The sequence below is a fragment of the Streptomyces sp. NPDC015144 genome, assembly GCF_043079735.1.
Lineage (GTDB): Bacteria > Actinomycetota > Actinomycetes > Streptomycetales > Streptomycetaceae > Streptomyces.
Window position 1 is genome coordinate 35,379 of sequence record NZ_JBIBUU010000018.1, and the last position, 14,467, is coordinate 49,845.

Below are 14,467 nucleotides of genomic sequence, written 5' to 3' on the forward strand. Positions count from 1 at the left end.
GAAGCGCCGGTGTCATGCGGTGTGTTTCGTGTGTCGTGCGGGGTATGGAGGTCTAGTCGTTGTTCCAGGTGGCGCCGGAGCCGTTGAACGAACCGGAGACACCGTTCGCGTCCGACCAGATCCAGAAGCCGGCGTGGCTCACGCCGTCCGCCGCCACGGACGACTGGGCGCTCTCGACGCCCGCACCGTCCTGGTTGACGATGAACTGGCCCTGGCCCCAGTTCGCGTCGGGCCCTTCCTGGGCGCAGGCGGCGCCTGCCGCACCGATCAGGCCGGCCGTAGCGAGGGTGAGAGCGGCGAGTGCCGTCCGAATACGCATAGAGTCTCCCGAGAGGTGATGGTCGGGCCGCCGGGTCGCGACCCGCTCCAGCCGGAAGCTGCCCAGCTCAGCCAGGTGGCGCACCCTCGGAACACGCACGAGTGAATCAGTCACCCGACTGGCCGTACCGAGGACCTGCCGGGTTGTCGTTCCGCCGGGTTCGGGACGGCTGGGCGTGGGGCTGCCGACGTCGGCGCCCCCGGGTGGGCGGGGGAACACATGGGTGGGGGCGCGCTCGACGGTCGCCTCGCAGCGGCGGTACGGGCAGGGGATGCCTGGACCGTTCGGGCTCTGCTGGACGAGGGCGCGCGTCCCGACGCGGTGGACGCGGACGGGCTGCCGTTGCTCTGCTCGGCCGTGGCCGCCTACGACGCCCCGGTGGCCGAGGCGTTGGTGGAGGGCGGCGCGGACCCCGACCGGATGCTCCCCGACGGGACCACCCCGCTGTGGCGGGCCGTCGACGGCGGCTCCCCGGCGGTCTTCTCGGCGGTGCTGGGCGACGAGCCCCGGCTACGGCTGCCGCAGGACACGCGCGAGGCGCTGCTCGCCCTGGCCCGGCGTTGGTACGAGACGGGTGCCCCGGAAGGGCTGCGGCGCCGGACCGGTGCCCCGGGCCCCGCCGTGGCGGTCCCGGTGCAGGACGGCGTGTACTCCTGGGAAACGGTCGGCCAGGTCTCCTTGGGGGGCCTCGTCGCACGGGCCGGGCACGGCGCGATCCTGACGGCGCTGGAGTGGGCCTTCCGCGTCCTCACCCCGGTGGACGAGCTGATCGCCCGCGCCGCGGGGCAGCCGGACGAGGACCAGGCGACCTGGTGGCAGGTCTGCTGGGTCCTCTGCCGGCGCCGCAGCCCCGAGACCTGGTCGGCCCTGGTCGCCCACCGGCACCACCCCGACCCCGAGCACCGCAGCGTCGTCGCGCGCTATCTGTGAATGCGGAGCATCACCGACTCCACCCCGTCCTTCTTGACGGAGGCGAGTGATCTGCTGGCCGTCTGGGCGGCCGAGGAGACGGACAGGGAGGTGCTGGCGCACGTGCTCGAAGCCTTCACCCAGTACGAGCACCCCGACCTGGAGGCGATCGGGCTCCGCTACGCCGACCATCCCGACCCCCGCGCACGCCGCGAGGTCCCCGCCGCCTTCGTCGGCGACGGTGTTCCCCTCACCGACGCGGCCAGGACCGCACTGGCCGCCCTCGTCCGCGACCCGGACGCCATGGCGAGGATGAACGCGTGCCGGGCGGGCACGGGCGACCCGGTCCTTCTCCCTCGGATCACCGGAGCGCTCCTGATCCTGGCCGGGGACCCGGACACCGCCCTGCGCGGTACGGCGGCGACCGAACTGGCCGCCTCCCCTGACCGGAGCCCCGCCGTCGCCGACGCCCTGTGGACGCTGCTCGACGAGGACGACCCGATCACCCGCCTGGAAGCCGCCTACGGCCTCGCCCTGCGCGACGACCCCCGCACCGCCGACGCCATCGACCGGCTCGGTCCTCTCAATCGCTTCGATCCCGATCACCGCGCCAACGCCCTGTGGGACTGGAAGCGGCGGAGAGCGAGCACCCCCGCAGGGTGACCTGCCGGGTCAGACGGTGCCGAACTCCTCCGCCTTCACGCCCGCCACGAACGAGGCGAACGACGCGGCAGGGACACTCAGCACCGGACCACCCGGGTTCTTCGAGTCGCGGACGGGGACCGTGCCTCGTGACGCGATGAGGTTGGCGGCGACCTCGACGCACTGGCCGCCGTTGCTGCTGTGGGAGGACGTGAACCAGCGGAGGGAATCGGTGGTCACAGGGTGCCCTTTCGCAGTTGGGTGGGTCGCCATAGGGGATGCGTGCGGCAGAGGCCGACTGACGTGCGCGTCAGACAGCATCGAGGTCGCCTGACCTGACACCCGCGATGAATGAGGCGAACGACGAAGCGGAAACCCTCAGCACAGGGCCGCTCGCGTTCTTCGAATCCCTGACGGGAACCACCCTGTGCGGGGTGACGAGATCGGCCGCCACCTCGACGCAAGCGCCGCCGTTGCTGCTGTACGAGGACGTGAACCAGCGGAGGGAATCAGACGTCACGGGGGTGCCCCTTCCATGGACGTGACCGGTCGCATCGGGGGCGAGATGCCCTCAAGCGAAGGCGACAAACTCGCACCGGCCCACAACGGCCGAAGCCCCCACCATGCGGCGACCACCGCACGATGAGGGCTCCCTGGTTCAGATGCACCGAACTTGTCGGGTCAGACGGCGCCGAACTCGCCGGCCTTGACGCCCGCCACGAACGAGGCGAACGACGCGGCAGGGACACTCAGCACCGGACCACTCGGGCTCTTCGAGTCACGGACAGGAACCACACCGTACGAAGCGATGAGGTTGGCGGCGACCTCGATGCACTGGCCACCGTTCTCGCTGTAGGAGGACTTGAACCAGCGGGGGGAATTGGTAGTCACGGGGTGCCCTTTCGTAACCGGTTGATCATGGCCACGGACGCCGCTCGCGGCAGCGACTCGGCCTGCAGTTGATGGTAGTCCGTCAGGATTGGTAGAACCGACGGACTATCGCGCTCAAGGTGGCCACGGTTCGCGGACTCCGCGTACGACATGAGCGAGCGGTCCGGCATCGTGAGCACAGTCACCGGCAACGTCATGGGACGTCGAACCCCAATGCTGAACGGGGCCACTTGGAGCACGGTATTGGGTAGCTCCGCGAACTCCAACAAGCGCGCGAACTGTGCGCCCATGAGAGCGTCGTCCCCGATGGGGCGGAGAAGGCAACTCTCGTCGAGCACAACGAAGATCATTGGGGGCGGCACTCGCACCAACGCAGCTTGGCGCTGCGCGATCAGCGCAATCCGCTCGTCGGCTTGCTCCCGCGAGGCGACCCCTCGCTTCACGGCGCTGTCCCCCAGCGCCGTTGCGTACTCCGGGGTCTGGAGCAGCCCAGGTATCACGCCGACTTCGTAAAGCCTGATCTCCGCCGCACGCAGCTCATGGGTGACGTACTCGGGAAACCCCTCAAGCAGGGCCCTGTGCCTCACGGCCAGGCTCTGGCGCTCGAACCGATCTCCGGTTCCGAACACCCTGTCAGCACTTGTTGCGAACTGACGAGTTGGTTTTCGTCGCCCAGTTTCGATAGCCGAGATGTGGGCCCCCGAACACCCCATTCGCTCGCCGAGTTCGTCCTGCGTCCAACCACGTTCGTCACGCAAGCTGCGTAGACGCGCTCCGAAGGCCGCGCTCGGCGATTGGTCCGGGTCGAGTTCCTTCCGGTTCACCATCTGAATCCAACCTGCCTGTCAGTCTGCGTAAGTTGAAGACCCTCCCGACCCTAGACCACCCTGACCTCACTTGGTAGCGGAACCGTTACGGAGAGGAGTGGTCCCATGTCCGTGCAGAACGACCCCTCGAACGAGCAGCAGCCCCCGCATCCCCCTCAACTCCCGCCGATCGGAGCGCCGTTGGTCGACACCAGCCGCCATGATCGGGTGGGCGAGTTCCGGGGAACGGCCGGGCCGTACTGGCTGTTGCGGCCGCCCTGCGGGGGGACGGAGTGGGAGGTGGAGCCCGGGGCCGCGCGGCCGGTGGGGGTGGGGGGTGCTCCGTACGAGGGGGGTGTGCAGATGGCGCCCGACGGATATTGGTGCGAGGCGCTGGCCGAGGGGCTGGTGTACGGGAGCGACGAGCCCGTGCGGCATGTGCTGGGCACCTTCCGGACCGTCTCGTCCGTGCTCGCGTTGCGGTGGCTCGGCGGGCAGGCGTTGTGGATCGCGGACCGGCTCGACCTCGACACGGGCTGCGGGCACCTCGCCGACCTCCGCGCCTGGTACGAGGACCGGCGCAGCCAGCGCGCCGCACACGAACTCCTCAAGGACGGGTCCCCGTTGCTCGTCGTGGTCCCCGACGCCGACTGCACGTACACCCTGTCGGTACGCTCCACGGAGCGCGCTTCGGCGGGCGTGCTCGACCGACTCCAGGGGGAGGGGCTCCGATGCGAGAGCGGCCAGGGCGGCACGGAGAGCGGGGCGACCGGGGCGTACGGCCGCCCGATCTCCGGGGACCCTTTCGGTATCTGTGGTGGCTGATCGTCTGCCAGCGCCGCCGGGTCGCGGCGGGTTCGGTGCTGGGCAGTGCGTGGATGGTCTGTCTGGCACTGCCGCCCTATCTGCTCTCCCGGGCGATCGACGACGGTCTGCGGTCGGGGAGTTGGCCCGCTCTGGGCGGGTGGGTCGCGGCGCTGCTGGGGGTGGGGGTGCTGAACGCCTGGCTGGCGATCATGCGGCACCGCACGATGACCCGGGTGCGGCTGGACGCCGTCCTCCGGTCGGTGCGGGCCGTCGTCGCACAGGCGACCCGGCTGGGTGGCGAACTGCCGCGCAAGGTCACCGCAGGGGAGGTCGTCACCATCGGGTTCGGTGACGTCGCCATGATCGCGAACACACTGACCATCACCGGTCCCGGGGTGGGCGCCGTGCTCGCCTTCGTCGTGGTGGCCGGGCTGCTGCTGGCGGTCGATCCGCTGCTCGCCGTCGTGGTGCTGGTCGGGGTGCCGTTGCTGATGGTGCTGGTGGGTCCCTTGCTGGGGCGGTTGCAGGGGGTGGAGGCGGCGTACCGGGAGCGGCAGGGGCTGCTCGCGGGCCGGTTCGAGGACATGGTCGGGGGGCTGCGGGTGCTCAACGGCATCGGCGGCAAGGAGGTGTACGCCGAGCGTTTCCGGCGCTCCTCGCGGGAGCTGCGCGAGGAGGGGTACCGGGTCGGTGCGGTGACGAGCTGGATACGGGCGCTCGGGGTGGGTCTGCCGACCCTGTTCCTCGGGGCGGTGACCTGGCTGGCGGCCCGGATGGCGGCCGAAGGGTCGATCAGCGTCGGCGAGTTGGTCGCGGTGTACGGGTACGCGGCGGTGCTGGTGGTGCCGGTCGAGTTCTTCATCGAGGGCGGCTACGACCTGAGCCGGGGGCTGGTCGCCGCCCGCCGGGTCATCCGCTTCCTGTCCCTGGAGCCCGGCGCGGGGAGCGGGGACGGGATCGGGGCGGACGCGCCCGCCGGGCCCGCCGTGCTGCGTGACCCGGAGTCCGGGGTGGAGGTGGTGCCGGGGCGGCTGACCGCGCTGGCCGGTGCCCGGCCGGACCGGTCGGCGGCGGTGGTCGAGCGGCTGGGGCGGTTCACGGGTTCGGCGGTGACCTGGGGGGACGTACGGCTGGACGAGGTCGATCCGGCGCGGGTGCGGAGCCGGATCCTGGTCGCGGACAACGACGCCGAACTGTTCGGCGGGCCACTGCGCGAGGTGCTCGGCGGTGCCCGGGACCGGGACGCGGAGGCCATCGAGCGCGCCCTGTACGCGGCCGTGGCCGAGGACATCGTGCGCGGGCTGCCGGACGGGCTGGACGCGCCGGTGGACGCGCGGGGCGGCAATCTCTCCGGGGGCCAGCGCCAGCGGATCCGGCTGGCGCGGGCGCTGCTGGCCGATCCCGAGGTGCTGTTGGCGGTGGAGCCCACCTCGGCGGTGGACGCGCACACCGAGGCGGCCGTGGCGGACCGGCTGCGGGCCGCGCGGGCGGGCCGCACCACGCTCGTCACCAGCACCTCGCCGCTCGTGCTGGACCGGGCGGACACCGTGTACTACCTGGTCGAGGGCCGGGTCGCGGCCACCGGGAGCCACCACGAGCTGCTGGAACGGGAGCCCGGCTACCGGCGCCTGGTGTCCCGGGGCACGGACGACGACCCGGTCGGCGGGCCGTCCGGCGCACCGTACGAGGAGGGCGTGCGATGAGCACCGTGACCGGGCGGGAACCCCGGGGGCTGCCCGTTGCCGGGCCGTCGCGTACGTTCCGGGCGGCGCTGCGGCTGGTCCGGCTGGACGGCCGCGCCTTCGCCGCGATGATCGGGCTCAACGCGCTGGCCGCCGGGGCCGGTCTGGTCGGCCCGTGGCTGCTCGGGCGGATCGTCGACGAGGTCGTGGCCGGCGGCGGGGCGGCCGCGGTGGACCGGCTGGCGCTCGCCCTGCTCGGCTTCGCCGTGGCGCAGTTGCTGCTGGTCCGCTGGGCCGGTTCGGTGGGGCACCGCTTCGGTGAACGGGCCCTGGCGCGCATCCGCGAGGAGTTCACCGAACGGACGCTGGCGCTGCCCGCCCGGGTGGCGGAGCGGGCCGGTACGGGCGATCTGCTGACCCGGGGCACGACCGATGTCGCGCTGGTCGGCGCCACGCTGCGGGACGCCGGTCCGGAGGTGCTGATCTCCTCGGTGCAGGCGCTGTTCATCGTCGGCGCGGTCGTCGCGCTCGATCCGCTGCTCGGTGTCTGCGGGGTGCTGGGGCTGACCGGGATCTGGTTCGCCGCGCGCTGGTACCTGCGCCGGGCACCGGCCGCGTACCTGGCCGAGGGGCGTGCCAACTCCGCGCTCGCCCAGCAGCTCGCGGAGACGGCGCGGGGTGCCCGTACCGTCGAGGCGCTCGGGCTCCAGGAGCGGCGGATCGCGGCCTGCGGGGCGGCGGCCGAGGAGTGCCTGCGGACCAGGACGCGGACGTTGTTCCTGCGCAGTGTGCTCTTCCCTGCGATCGACGTCTCGTACGTGGTGCCGGTGGCCGGGGTGCTGCTGCTCGGCGGGGTGCTGCACGCGCGGGGTGCGGTGAGCATCGGTGCGGTGGTGGCCGCGGCGCTGTATCTGCGGCAGCTCTCCCAGCCGCTGGACACGGTCCTCCAGCGGCTGGAGCAGCTCCAGAGCAGCGGGGCCTCCTTCGCCCGGGTCGAGGGCGTGGGCTCCACGGCGCACGTCCCGCAGCCCTCCCCCGTCCCGGTCCCCGAAGCGGCCTCCGTACCGGCCGACGGCCGGATCGAAGTGCGGGGCGTGTCGTACGCGTACGACGGCGGGGACGACGTGCTGCGCGGGGTCGATCTGACGGTCCGTGCCGGGGAGCGGCTCGCGGTCGTGGGCCCCTCCGGGGCGGGCAAGACGACGCTGGGCCGGCTGCTGGCCGGGCTGGACGCGCCCCGGACCGGGTCGGTGACGGTGAGGCGGGCGCCGGTCGCCGGGCCGGTCGCCGGGCCGGCCGCCGAACGGCCGCGCCGCCAGGTCGTCCTGGTCACCCAGGAGCAGCATGTCTTCCTCGGCACGCTCCGGGACAACCTGAGGATCGCCGCGCCGGACGCCGACGACGCCGAACTGCGCGCCGCGCTGGCCGCGGTGGGCGTCGACGACGGGGCCGAGTGGCTGCCGGACGGGCTCGACACCGACCTGGGCCCCGGGGCGCACCGGCCGGACGGCGCGCGGGCCCAGCAGCTCGCCCTGGCGCGGGTGGTACTGGCCGATCCGCACGCGCTGGTCCTCGACGAGGCGACGGCGCTGCTGGACCCGGGGACGGCCCGGCACACGGAGCGGGCGCTGGCGGCGGTGCTGGCGGGCCGGACCGTCGTCGCCGTGGCGCACCGGCTCCAGACGGCACACGACGCGGACCGGGTGGCCGTGATGGAGGACGGCCGGATCACGGAACTGGGCACCCATGACGAGCTCGTGGCGGCCGGTGGGACGTACGCGGCGCTCTGGCGGTCCTGGCACGGCGGGGGCGGTCCGTCGCCGGCGGCCTGACCCGGGGGGCCGCGCCACGGCATCCCGGCAGCCGGGGCGTCAGGCCCGCACCCGCACCTTCCCGGACCCCGGCGCCGAACCCGATCCCGATCCCGGCCACCGGTACCCGTCCCCGATCCGCCGGACGCTCCGTGCGTCACGCGCGTCCGCACGGGCCCGAGCTGGTCTACTGGGGCCGGGCGGTTCGACGACCCGTCCCAGGGGGGCCCGTTCGCAGATGCCCCCGGAGGGTCGGATGAGCAGCGTTCCCCGTGTGTACCGAGTCGCGCAGGCGGCCGCCGCCAGCGGCCCCCTCGAAGTCGTCGAGCGGGTGGTGTCCGAGCCCGGCCCGGGGCAGGTCCGGGTGGCGGTGGATGCCTGCGGGATCTGCCACAGCGACACCCTGTTCGTGGAGGACCTGGTGCCGGGGGTGCGGTTCCCGGTGGTGCCGGGGCACGAGATCGCCGGGCGGATCGCGGAGCTGGGCGCGGGCACGGAGGACGCCTGGCAGGTGGGCGACCGGGTGGCGGTGGGCTGGTTCGGCGGGAGCTGCGGGCACTGCGTCCCGTGCCGCCGGGGCGACTTCGTGGTGTGCGTGAACCTGAAGGTGCCCGGGTGGGCGTACGACGGGGGGTACGCGCAGAGCGTGACCGTTCCGGCGGATGCCCTGGCCCGGATCCCGGACGCGCTGACGGCGGCCGACGCGGCGCCGATGGCCTGCGCCGGGGTGACCACGTACAACGGGCTGCGGCGCAGTGCCGCCCGGCCCGGGGACCTGGTCGCGGTGCTCGGGATCGGCGGTCTGGGCCATCTGGGGGTGCAGTACGCGGCGGCGATGGGCTTCGAGACGGTGGCGATCGCACGCGGCGGTGCCAAGGCCGGGTTCGCGCGGGAGCTGGGCGCGCACCACTACGTCGACAGCACGGCGGACATCGCCGTGGCGGACGCGCTCCAGTCCCTGGGCGGGGCCCGGGTCGTCCTGGCCACCGCCGCCAGCTCCGAGGCGATCACGGCGACCGTGGACGGGCTGGCCCCGCGCGGCGAGCTGGTGGTGATCGGGGCGGACGCGGAGCCGCTGGGGATCAGCCCCAACCAGTTGCTGATGTCCGGCCGGATCGTCCGGGGCCATCCCTCCGGCACCGCGCAGGACGTGCAGGACACGCTCGCGTTCAGCGCCCTGCACGGCATCCGTCCGATGACCGAGACGGTTCCGCTGGACGGGGCCGAGGAGGCGTACCGCAAGATGCTCTCCGGCACCGCCCGCTTCCGGATGGTGCTCACGATCTGACGCCTCCCCCGCCCGCGGCCGGCGTCGCCCCCACCGAGGGGCGGCGCCGGCCGCCGCCGTGTGCCCGGGGAAGCGGGTCGGGACGTACACCGCAGAGCGGACGGTGGGAATTCAGCCACATCCGTACCCCATCTCGGCCAGCCCCGAACTCCCCTTCCCGTGAACCCTGTTCGAATGCGACGCCCGTGAGCCCACCTCGGCTCCCGCCACCGGACCCGGCCCGTATGTGAGACCCGCACCGCCCCGGTGATGATCCGTGAAACGTCCGCTTAACGAACATGACCTTTCCGGCAACGAACGAGTTCCGGCCAAGTTGTTGACGCGCTCCTGACAGGAACGGCCCGCGGCTGACAACCTTCACCCCGTTCTGCGCACTTCTCGCTCACCCCGGACGGCTCGTCTGAGCCGCCGGTACCCCCCTCGCAGAAGGAGTCCGCGTGAGATCCACGCACAGCCGTCGTGCCACCGCGACCGGCGCTCTGATCGCCGCAGCAGCCCTCCTCGCCGTCGGTGTCCAGACCGGCACCGCCACCGCCACCCCCACCGGCTCCGCCGCGGCACAGGCGACCGTCGGGGCCCGGACCGGGGCCCTGCCCAAGCAGCTCTCCCCCTCCCAGCGGGCCGAGCTGATCCGCGAGGCCGACGCGACCAAGGCGGCCACGGCCAAGGGCCTCGGCCTCGGCGCCCAGGAGAAGCTCGTCGTCAAGGACGTCATCCAGGACAACGACGGCACCACGCACACGCGTTACGAGCGCACCTTCGCGGGCCTGCCGGTGCTCGGCGGCGACATGGTCGTCGAGGAGAGCAAGGCCGGCAAGACGCTGGGCGTCACCAAGGCGTCCCGGGTGACCAGCACGGAGCTGAAGGCCGTGGACCTGAAGGCGGACATCGCGCCCGCCAAGGCCGAGAGCCAGGCCCTGGGCCTCGCCAAGGCCGACGGGTCGAAGAAGACCGAGGCCAGCCAGGCTCCCCGCAAGGTCGTCTGGATGGCGCAGGGCAAGCCGCAGCTCGCCTACGAGACCGTCGTCGGCGGCCTCCAGGACGACGGCACCCCCAACGAGCTCCACGTCGTCACCGACGCGGCCACCGGGGCGAAGCTGTTCGAGTGGCAGGGTGTCGAGAAGGGCGTCGGCAACACCGAGTACAGCGGCAAGGTGACCCTGGGCACCGCCCCGTCGTACACGCTGACCGACACCGGCCGCGGCAACCACAAGACGTACAACCTGAACCACGGTACGTCCGGCACCGGGACGCTGTTCACCAACTCCACGGACACCTGGGGCGACGGCACCCCGACGAACGCCGAGACGGCGGGCGCGGACGCCCACTACGGCGCCGCGGAGACCTGGGACTACTACAAGAACGTCCAGGGCCGCACCGGCATCCGGGGCGACGGCGTCGGCGCGTACTCCCGCGTCCACTACGGCAACAACTACGTCAACGCGTTCTGGCAGGACAGCTGCTTCTGCATGACGTACGGCGACGGCTCGGGCAACACCCACCCGCTGACCGCCCTCGACGTCGCGGCGCACGAGATGTCGCACGGTGTCACCGCATCCACCGCCAACCTGGTGTACAGCGGCGAGTCCGGCGGCCTCAACGAGGCCACCAGCGACATCTTCGCGAGCGCGGTCGAGTTCTACTCGAACACCAGCGCCGACCCGGGTGACTACCTCATCGGCGAGAAGATCGACATCAACGGTGACGGCTCGCCGCTGCGTTACATGGACAAGCCGAGCAAGGACGGCGCGTCCAAGGACTCCTGGTACTCGGGTGTCGGTAACGTCGACGTCCACTACTCCTCGGGCATCGCCAACCACTTCTTCTACCTGCTCGCCGAGGGCAGCGGCGCGAAGGTCGTCAACGGGGTCTCCTACAACTCCCCGACCTCCGACGGCCTGCCGGTGACCGGCATCTCCCTGGCCAAGGCCGAGAAGATCTGGTTCAAGGCGCTCACCACCAAGTTCACCTCCACCACCAACTACGCGGCGGCCCGCACCGGCACGCTGGCGGCGGCCGCCGACCTGTACGGCGCCACCAGCGCCGAGTACAAGGCGGTGGGCGACGCCTGGGCGGCCGTCAACGTCGGCACCCGTGACGGCGGCGGCAACCCGAACCCGGGTACGGTCTTCGAGAGCACCACCTCGGTCGCCATCCCGGACCACGGCGCGGCCGTCACCAGCTCGGTCAACGTCACCGGTGTCACCGGCAACGCGCCGAGCGCCCTCAAGGTCACGGTGGACATCACCCACAGCTGGCGCGGTGACCTGAACATCGACCTGGTCGGCCCGAACGGCACCTCGTACCGGCTGAAGAGCGCCTCGATCAGCGACTCCGCGGCCGACGTCAAGGAGACGTACACCGTCGACGCCTCGGCGCAGGTCGCCAACGGCACCTGGAAGCTCAAGGTCCAGGACATGTACACCGGCGACAGCGGCAAGATCAACGGATTCAAGCTCACCTTCTGAGCCCGCACCGGTCAGGCACCGGTGACCACCGCCCGGCGGGAGTCCACGCTCCCGCCGGGCGGTTCCGCGTTCCGGCCCGTCAGCGCATCGGCCCGCCCGCCGCCCCGTCGCCCTCGCCGGCCGCCTTCTCCGGGGGCAGCGCCACCAGGCCCAGCTCCGCCCCGGACGCCAGCAGCGGATGGGCCGGGAGCACCCGCACCGTGTAGCCGTACGGGCCGGTGCGGTCCAGGGCGAGCGGCCCCTCGTACAGCCAGCGGCCCTCCAGGTCCTGGCCGCCGGCCGGTTTCAGCGGGAAGACCTGGGCGTCGGAGATGCCGTCCGCCGTGTCCACCCGGCCCGCCACCGCCTGCACCTCCACGTCGCCCGGGTCCAGCTCCCCGAGAGCGGCCCGGACCCGCAGGGTCAGGGTGGCGCCCAGCTCGGCGGAGCCGTCCGCCGCGGTGGACGGCTCGGCCTCCACATGGTCGACGGCCACCTGCGGCCAGGCGGCGCGGACCTTGCCCTTCCACTCCGCCAGGCGGCGGGCCGTCCCGGCGTCCAGGGCGCGTCCGGCGCGCGCGGCGGGCCCGTACAGCCGCTCCACGTACTCCCCCACCATCCGCCCGGCCAGCACCTTCGGCCCGAGCACGCCGAGGGTGCGGCGGACCATCTCGATCCAGCGCTCCGGCAGCCCCTCCCCGCCCCGGTCGTAGAAGCGCGGCGCGATGCGGTCCTCGATCAGTTCGTAGAGCGCGGCCGCCTCCAGGTCGTCCCGGCGCTCCTCGTCCACGACCGGTCCGTCGGCGGTGGGGATCGCCCAGCCGAAGTCCGGCTCGTACCACTCGTCCCACCAGCCGTCGCGCACCGACAGGTTGAGGCAGCCGTTGAGTGCGGCCTTCATCCCGCTGGTGCCGCACGCCTCCAGCGGGCGCAGCGGGTTGTTCAGCCACACGTCGCAGCCCGGGTAGAGCCGCTGGGCCATGGCCATGCCGTAGTCCGGCAGGAAGACCACCCGGTGGCGCACCCGGGGGTCGTCGGAGAACCGGACCAGCTCCTGGACCAGCCGCTTCCCGCCGTCGTCGGCCGGGTGGGCCTTGCCCGCGACGACGATCTGGACCGGGCGGTCCGGGTGGAGCAGCAGCCCGGTCAGCCGCTCCCGGTCGCGGAGCATCAGCGTCAGCCGCTTGTACGAGGGGACGCGGCGGGCGAAGCCGATCGTCAGGACGTCCGGGTCGAGCACCCCGTCGATCCAGCCGAGTTCGGCGGGGGCGGCGCCCCGGTCCAGCCAGGAGGCGCGCAGCCGGGTGCGGACCTCGGTGACGAGCCGGGCGCGCAGCGAGCGGCGCAGCTCCCACAGCTCCCGGTCGGGGATCTCGGCGGCGGTGTCCCAGCGGCCGGGGGCGGCGCCGTGCCGGCCGCGGAGCCGGAGGATCTCGGGCGCCACCCAGGTGGGCGCGTGCACCCCGTTGGTGACGGAGGTGAGGGGCACCTCGGCGGCGTCGAAGCCCGGCCACAGCCCGGCGAACATGCGGCGGCCGACCGCGCCGTGGAGGGTGGAGACGCCGTTGGCCCGCTGGGCGAGCCGCAGGCCCATCACCGCCATGTTAAAGACGCCCGGGTCGCCGCCGGGCCAGGTCTCGGTGCCCAGCTCCAGGACGCGTTCGGCGGGGACGCCGGGGAGTGCGCCGTCGTCGCCGAAGTACCGGGCGACGAGGTCGCGTTCGAAGCGGTCGATGCCGGCGGGCACCGGGGTGTGGGTGGTGAAGACGGTGCCGGCCCGTACGGTCTCCGTCGCGGCGTCGAGGCCGAGGCCGGTGCCGGAGAGTTCCCGGACGCGTTCGAGGCCGAGGAAGCCGGCGTGGCCCTCGTTGGTGTGGAAGACCTCGGGCGCCGGATGGCCGGTGAGGCGGCAGTACGCCCGTACCGCGCGGACGCCGCCGATGCCGAGGAGCATCTCCTGGAGGAGCCGGTGCTCGCTGCCGCCGCCGTACAGCCGGTCGGTGACCTCGCGTTCGCCCGGCGCGTTCTCCTCCACGCCGGAGTCGAGCATCAGCAGCGGGACCCGGCCGACCTGGGCCTGCCAGATCCGGGCGTGCAGCGAACGGCCGCCGGGCAGGTCCAGCACCACCCGGCTCGGGGTGCCGTCGCGCTCCCGCAGCAGGGCGAGCGGCAGCTCGTTCGGGTCGAGGACCGGGTAGTGCTCCTGCTGCCAGCCGTCGCGCGACAGGCTCTGGCGGAAGTAGCCGTGCCGGTAGAGCAGGCCGACGCCGATGAGCGGGACGCCGAGGTCGCTGGCGGCCTTGAGGTGGTCCCCGGCGAGGATGCCGAGCCCGCCGGAGTACTGGGGCAGTGCGGCGGTCACCCCGAACTCGGGCGAGAAGTAGGCGACGGCGGCCGGGAGTTCGGCGCCGCGCGCCAGCTGCTCCTGGTACCAGCGGGGCCGCTCCAGGTAGTCCTGGAGGTCCTGGGCGGCCGCGGCCAGCCGGTGCAGGAACGGTTCGTCCCGGGCCAGCTCGCCGAGCCGTCCGGCGGTGACGGCGCCGAGCAGCCGGACCGGGTCGCACTCCCGCGCCGGGTCGTCCTCCTCGGCCTCCGGGGCCACGGCCCGGAACAGTTCTCTGGTCCCGGCGTGCCAGGACCAGCGCAGGTTGCGGGCGAGCTCGCTGAGCGGTCGGAGGGGTTCGGGCAGGACGGGGCGCACGGTGAACCGACGGATGGCCTTCACGCCCTCCACCTTGACAGGGGAGGTACGGATCCCGGCGGACGCGGCACGGGGTGCGTCGCGGCGTACTCCGTCCGGGCGGGCGCCGTTTTCCGTTCCCGCGCCGGGGCCCGCGGCTGCCAGTCGGGTGAAGCGGACGGGTG

At 73.0% G+C, this 14,467-nt stretch carries 13 protein-coding genes; 7 read left to right on the forward strand and 6 right to left on the reverse strand.

Annotated features, from left to right (window positions below; all coding sequences use genetic code 11):
* Positions 1–52: 52 nt before the first annotated feature.
* Positions 53–319, reverse strand: a complete 267-nt coding sequence (locus ACF08W_RS26655; protein ID WP_352277296.1) for a hypothetical protein — start codon at positions 317–319, stop codon at positions 53–55.
* A 219-nt stretch (positions 320–538) separates the two neighbouring features.
* Here ACF08W_RS26655 and ACF08W_RS26660 point away from each other — a divergent pair, with 219 nt between their 5' ends.
* Together ACF08W_RS26660 and ACF08W_RS26665 are read left to right on the forward strand one after the other, a co-directional pair.
* Positions 539–1,249, forward strand: a complete 711-nt coding sequence (locus ACF08W_RS26660) for an ankyrin repeat domain-containing protein (RefSeq protein WP_392280755.1) — start codon at positions 539–541, stop codon at positions 1,247–1,249.
* Positions 1,250–1,891 (forward strand): hypothetical protein, encoded by a 642-nt coding sequence (locus tag ACF08W_RS26665; protein WP_392280756.1) that lies wholly within the window; start codon positions 1,250–1,252, stop codon positions 1,889–1,891.
* 9 nt (positions 1,892–1,900) lie between these two features.
* Here ACF08W_RS26665 and ACF08W_RS26670 read toward each other — a convergent pair whose 3' ends face one another.
* The 4 genes from ACF08W_RS26670 to ACF08W_RS26685 form a co-directional block, all read right to left on the reverse strand.
* Positions 1,901–2,110, reverse strand: a complete 210-nt coding sequence (locus ACF08W_RS26670) for a DUF397 domain-containing protein (protein WP_392280757.1) — start codon at positions 2,108–2,110, stop codon at positions 1,901–1,903.
* 70 nt (positions 2,111–2,180) lie between these two features.
* A complete protein-coding gene (locus ACF08W_RS26675; RefSeq protein WP_392280758.1) occupies positions 2,181–2,390 on the reverse strand; it encodes a DUF397 domain-containing protein in 210 nt (69 codons plus the stop codon).
* 161 nt (positions 2,391–2,551) lie between these two features.
* On the reverse strand, positions 2,552–2,761 hold the full coding sequence (locus tag ACF08W_RS26680; protein ID WP_392280759.1) for a DUF397 domain-containing protein: 210 nt from the start codon (positions 2,759–2,761) through the stop codon (positions 2,552–2,554).
* Positions 2,758–3,588 carry a helix-turn-helix transcriptional regulator gene (locus tag ACF08W_RS26685; RefSeq protein WP_385215258.1) on the reverse strand — a complete coding sequence of 277 codons (831 nt, stop codon included), beginning with the start codon at positions 3,586–3,588 and terminating at the stop codon, positions 2,758–2,760. Before ACF08W_RS26685 ends, ACF08W_RS26680 begins: the two co-directional genes overlap by 4 nt.
* Positions 3,589–3,693: 105 nt before the next feature.
* Here ACF08W_RS26685 and ACF08W_RS26690 point away from each other — a divergent pair, with 105 nt between their 5' ends.
* The 5 genes from ACF08W_RS26690 (at position 3,694) to ACF08W_RS26710 (ending at position 11,623) form a co-directional block, all read left to right on the forward strand.
* A complete protein-coding gene (locus ACF08W_RS26690; RefSeq protein WP_392280760.1) occupies positions 3,694–4,392 on the forward strand; it encodes a hypothetical protein in 699 nt (232 codons plus the stop codon).
* On the forward strand, positions 4,299–6,077 hold the full coding sequence (locus ACF08W_RS26695) for an ABC transporter ATP-binding protein (RefSeq protein WP_392280761.1): 1,779 nt from the start codon (positions 4,299–4,301) through the stop codon (positions 6,075–6,077). The genes ACF08W_RS26690 and ACF08W_RS26695 overlap by 94 nt, the downstream gene beginning before the upstream one ends.
* Entirely contained in the window at positions 6,074–7,888 is a 1,815-nt protein-coding gene (locus ACF08W_RS26700; RefSeq protein WP_392280762.1) for an ABC transporter ATP-binding protein, read from the forward strand. The genes ACF08W_RS26695 and ACF08W_RS26700 overlap by 4 nt, the downstream gene beginning before the upstream one ends.
* A gap of 235 nt (positions 7,889–8,123) precedes the next feature.
* Entirely contained in the window at positions 8,124–9,155 is a 1,032-nt protein-coding gene (locus ACF08W_RS26705) for an alcohol dehydrogenase catalytic domain-containing protein (protein WP_392280763.1), read from the forward strand.
* A gap of 437 nt (positions 9,156–9,592) precedes the next feature.
* Positions 9,593–11,623 (forward strand): M4 family metallopeptidase, encoded by a 2,031-nt coding sequence (locus ACF08W_RS26710; RefSeq protein WP_352277286.1) that lies wholly within the window; start codon positions 9,593–9,595, stop codon positions 11,621–11,623.
* A 79-nt stretch (positions 11,624–11,702) separates the two neighbouring features.
* Here the strand turns inward: ACF08W_RS26710 and glgP are convergent, their stop codons facing one another.
* Positions 11,703–14,327, reverse strand: coding sequence for an alpha-glucan family phosphorylase (glgP, locus tag ACF08W_RS26715; protein WP_392280764.1), 2,625 nt, complete (start codon positions 14,325–14,327; stop codon positions 11,703–11,705).
* Positions 14,328–14,467 lie beyond the last annotated feature (140 nt).

Bases quoted from the DNA above. Each gene is read 5' to 3' on its own strand.
- ACF08W_RS26655 (WP_352277296.1), bottom strand. From the start codon at position 319: ATGCGTATTCGGACGGCACTCGCCGCTCTCACCCTCGCTACGGCCGGC.
- ACF08W_RS26685 (WP_385215258.1), bottom strand. From the start codon at position 3,588: ATGGTGAACCGGAAGGAACTCGACCCGGACCAATCGCCGAGCGCGGCC.
- ACF08W_RS26660 (WP_392280755.1), top strand. From the start codon at position 539: ATGGGTGGGGGCGCGCTCGACGGTCGCCTCGCAGCGGCGGTACGGGCA.
- ACF08W_RS26690 (WP_392280760.1), top strand. From the start codon at position 3,694: ATGTCCGTGCAGAACGACCCCTCGAACGAGCAGCAGCCCCCGCATCCC.
- ACF08W_RS26695 (WP_392280761.1), top strand. From the start codon at position 4,299: ATGCGAGAGCGGCCAGGGCGGCACGGAGAGCGGGGCGACCGGGGCGTA.
- ACF08W_RS26665 (WP_392280756.1), top strand. From the start codon at position 1,250: ATGCGGAGCATCACCGACTCCACCCCGTCCTTCTTGACGGAGGCGAGT.
- ACF08W_RS26705 (WP_392280763.1), top strand. From the start codon at position 8,124: ATGAGCAGCGTTCCCCGTGTGTACCGAGTCGCGCAGGCGGCCGCCGCC.
- ACF08W_RS26700 (WP_392280762.1), top strand. From the start codon at position 6,074: ATGAGCACCGTGACCGGGCGGGAACCCCGGGGGCTGCCCGTTGCCGGG.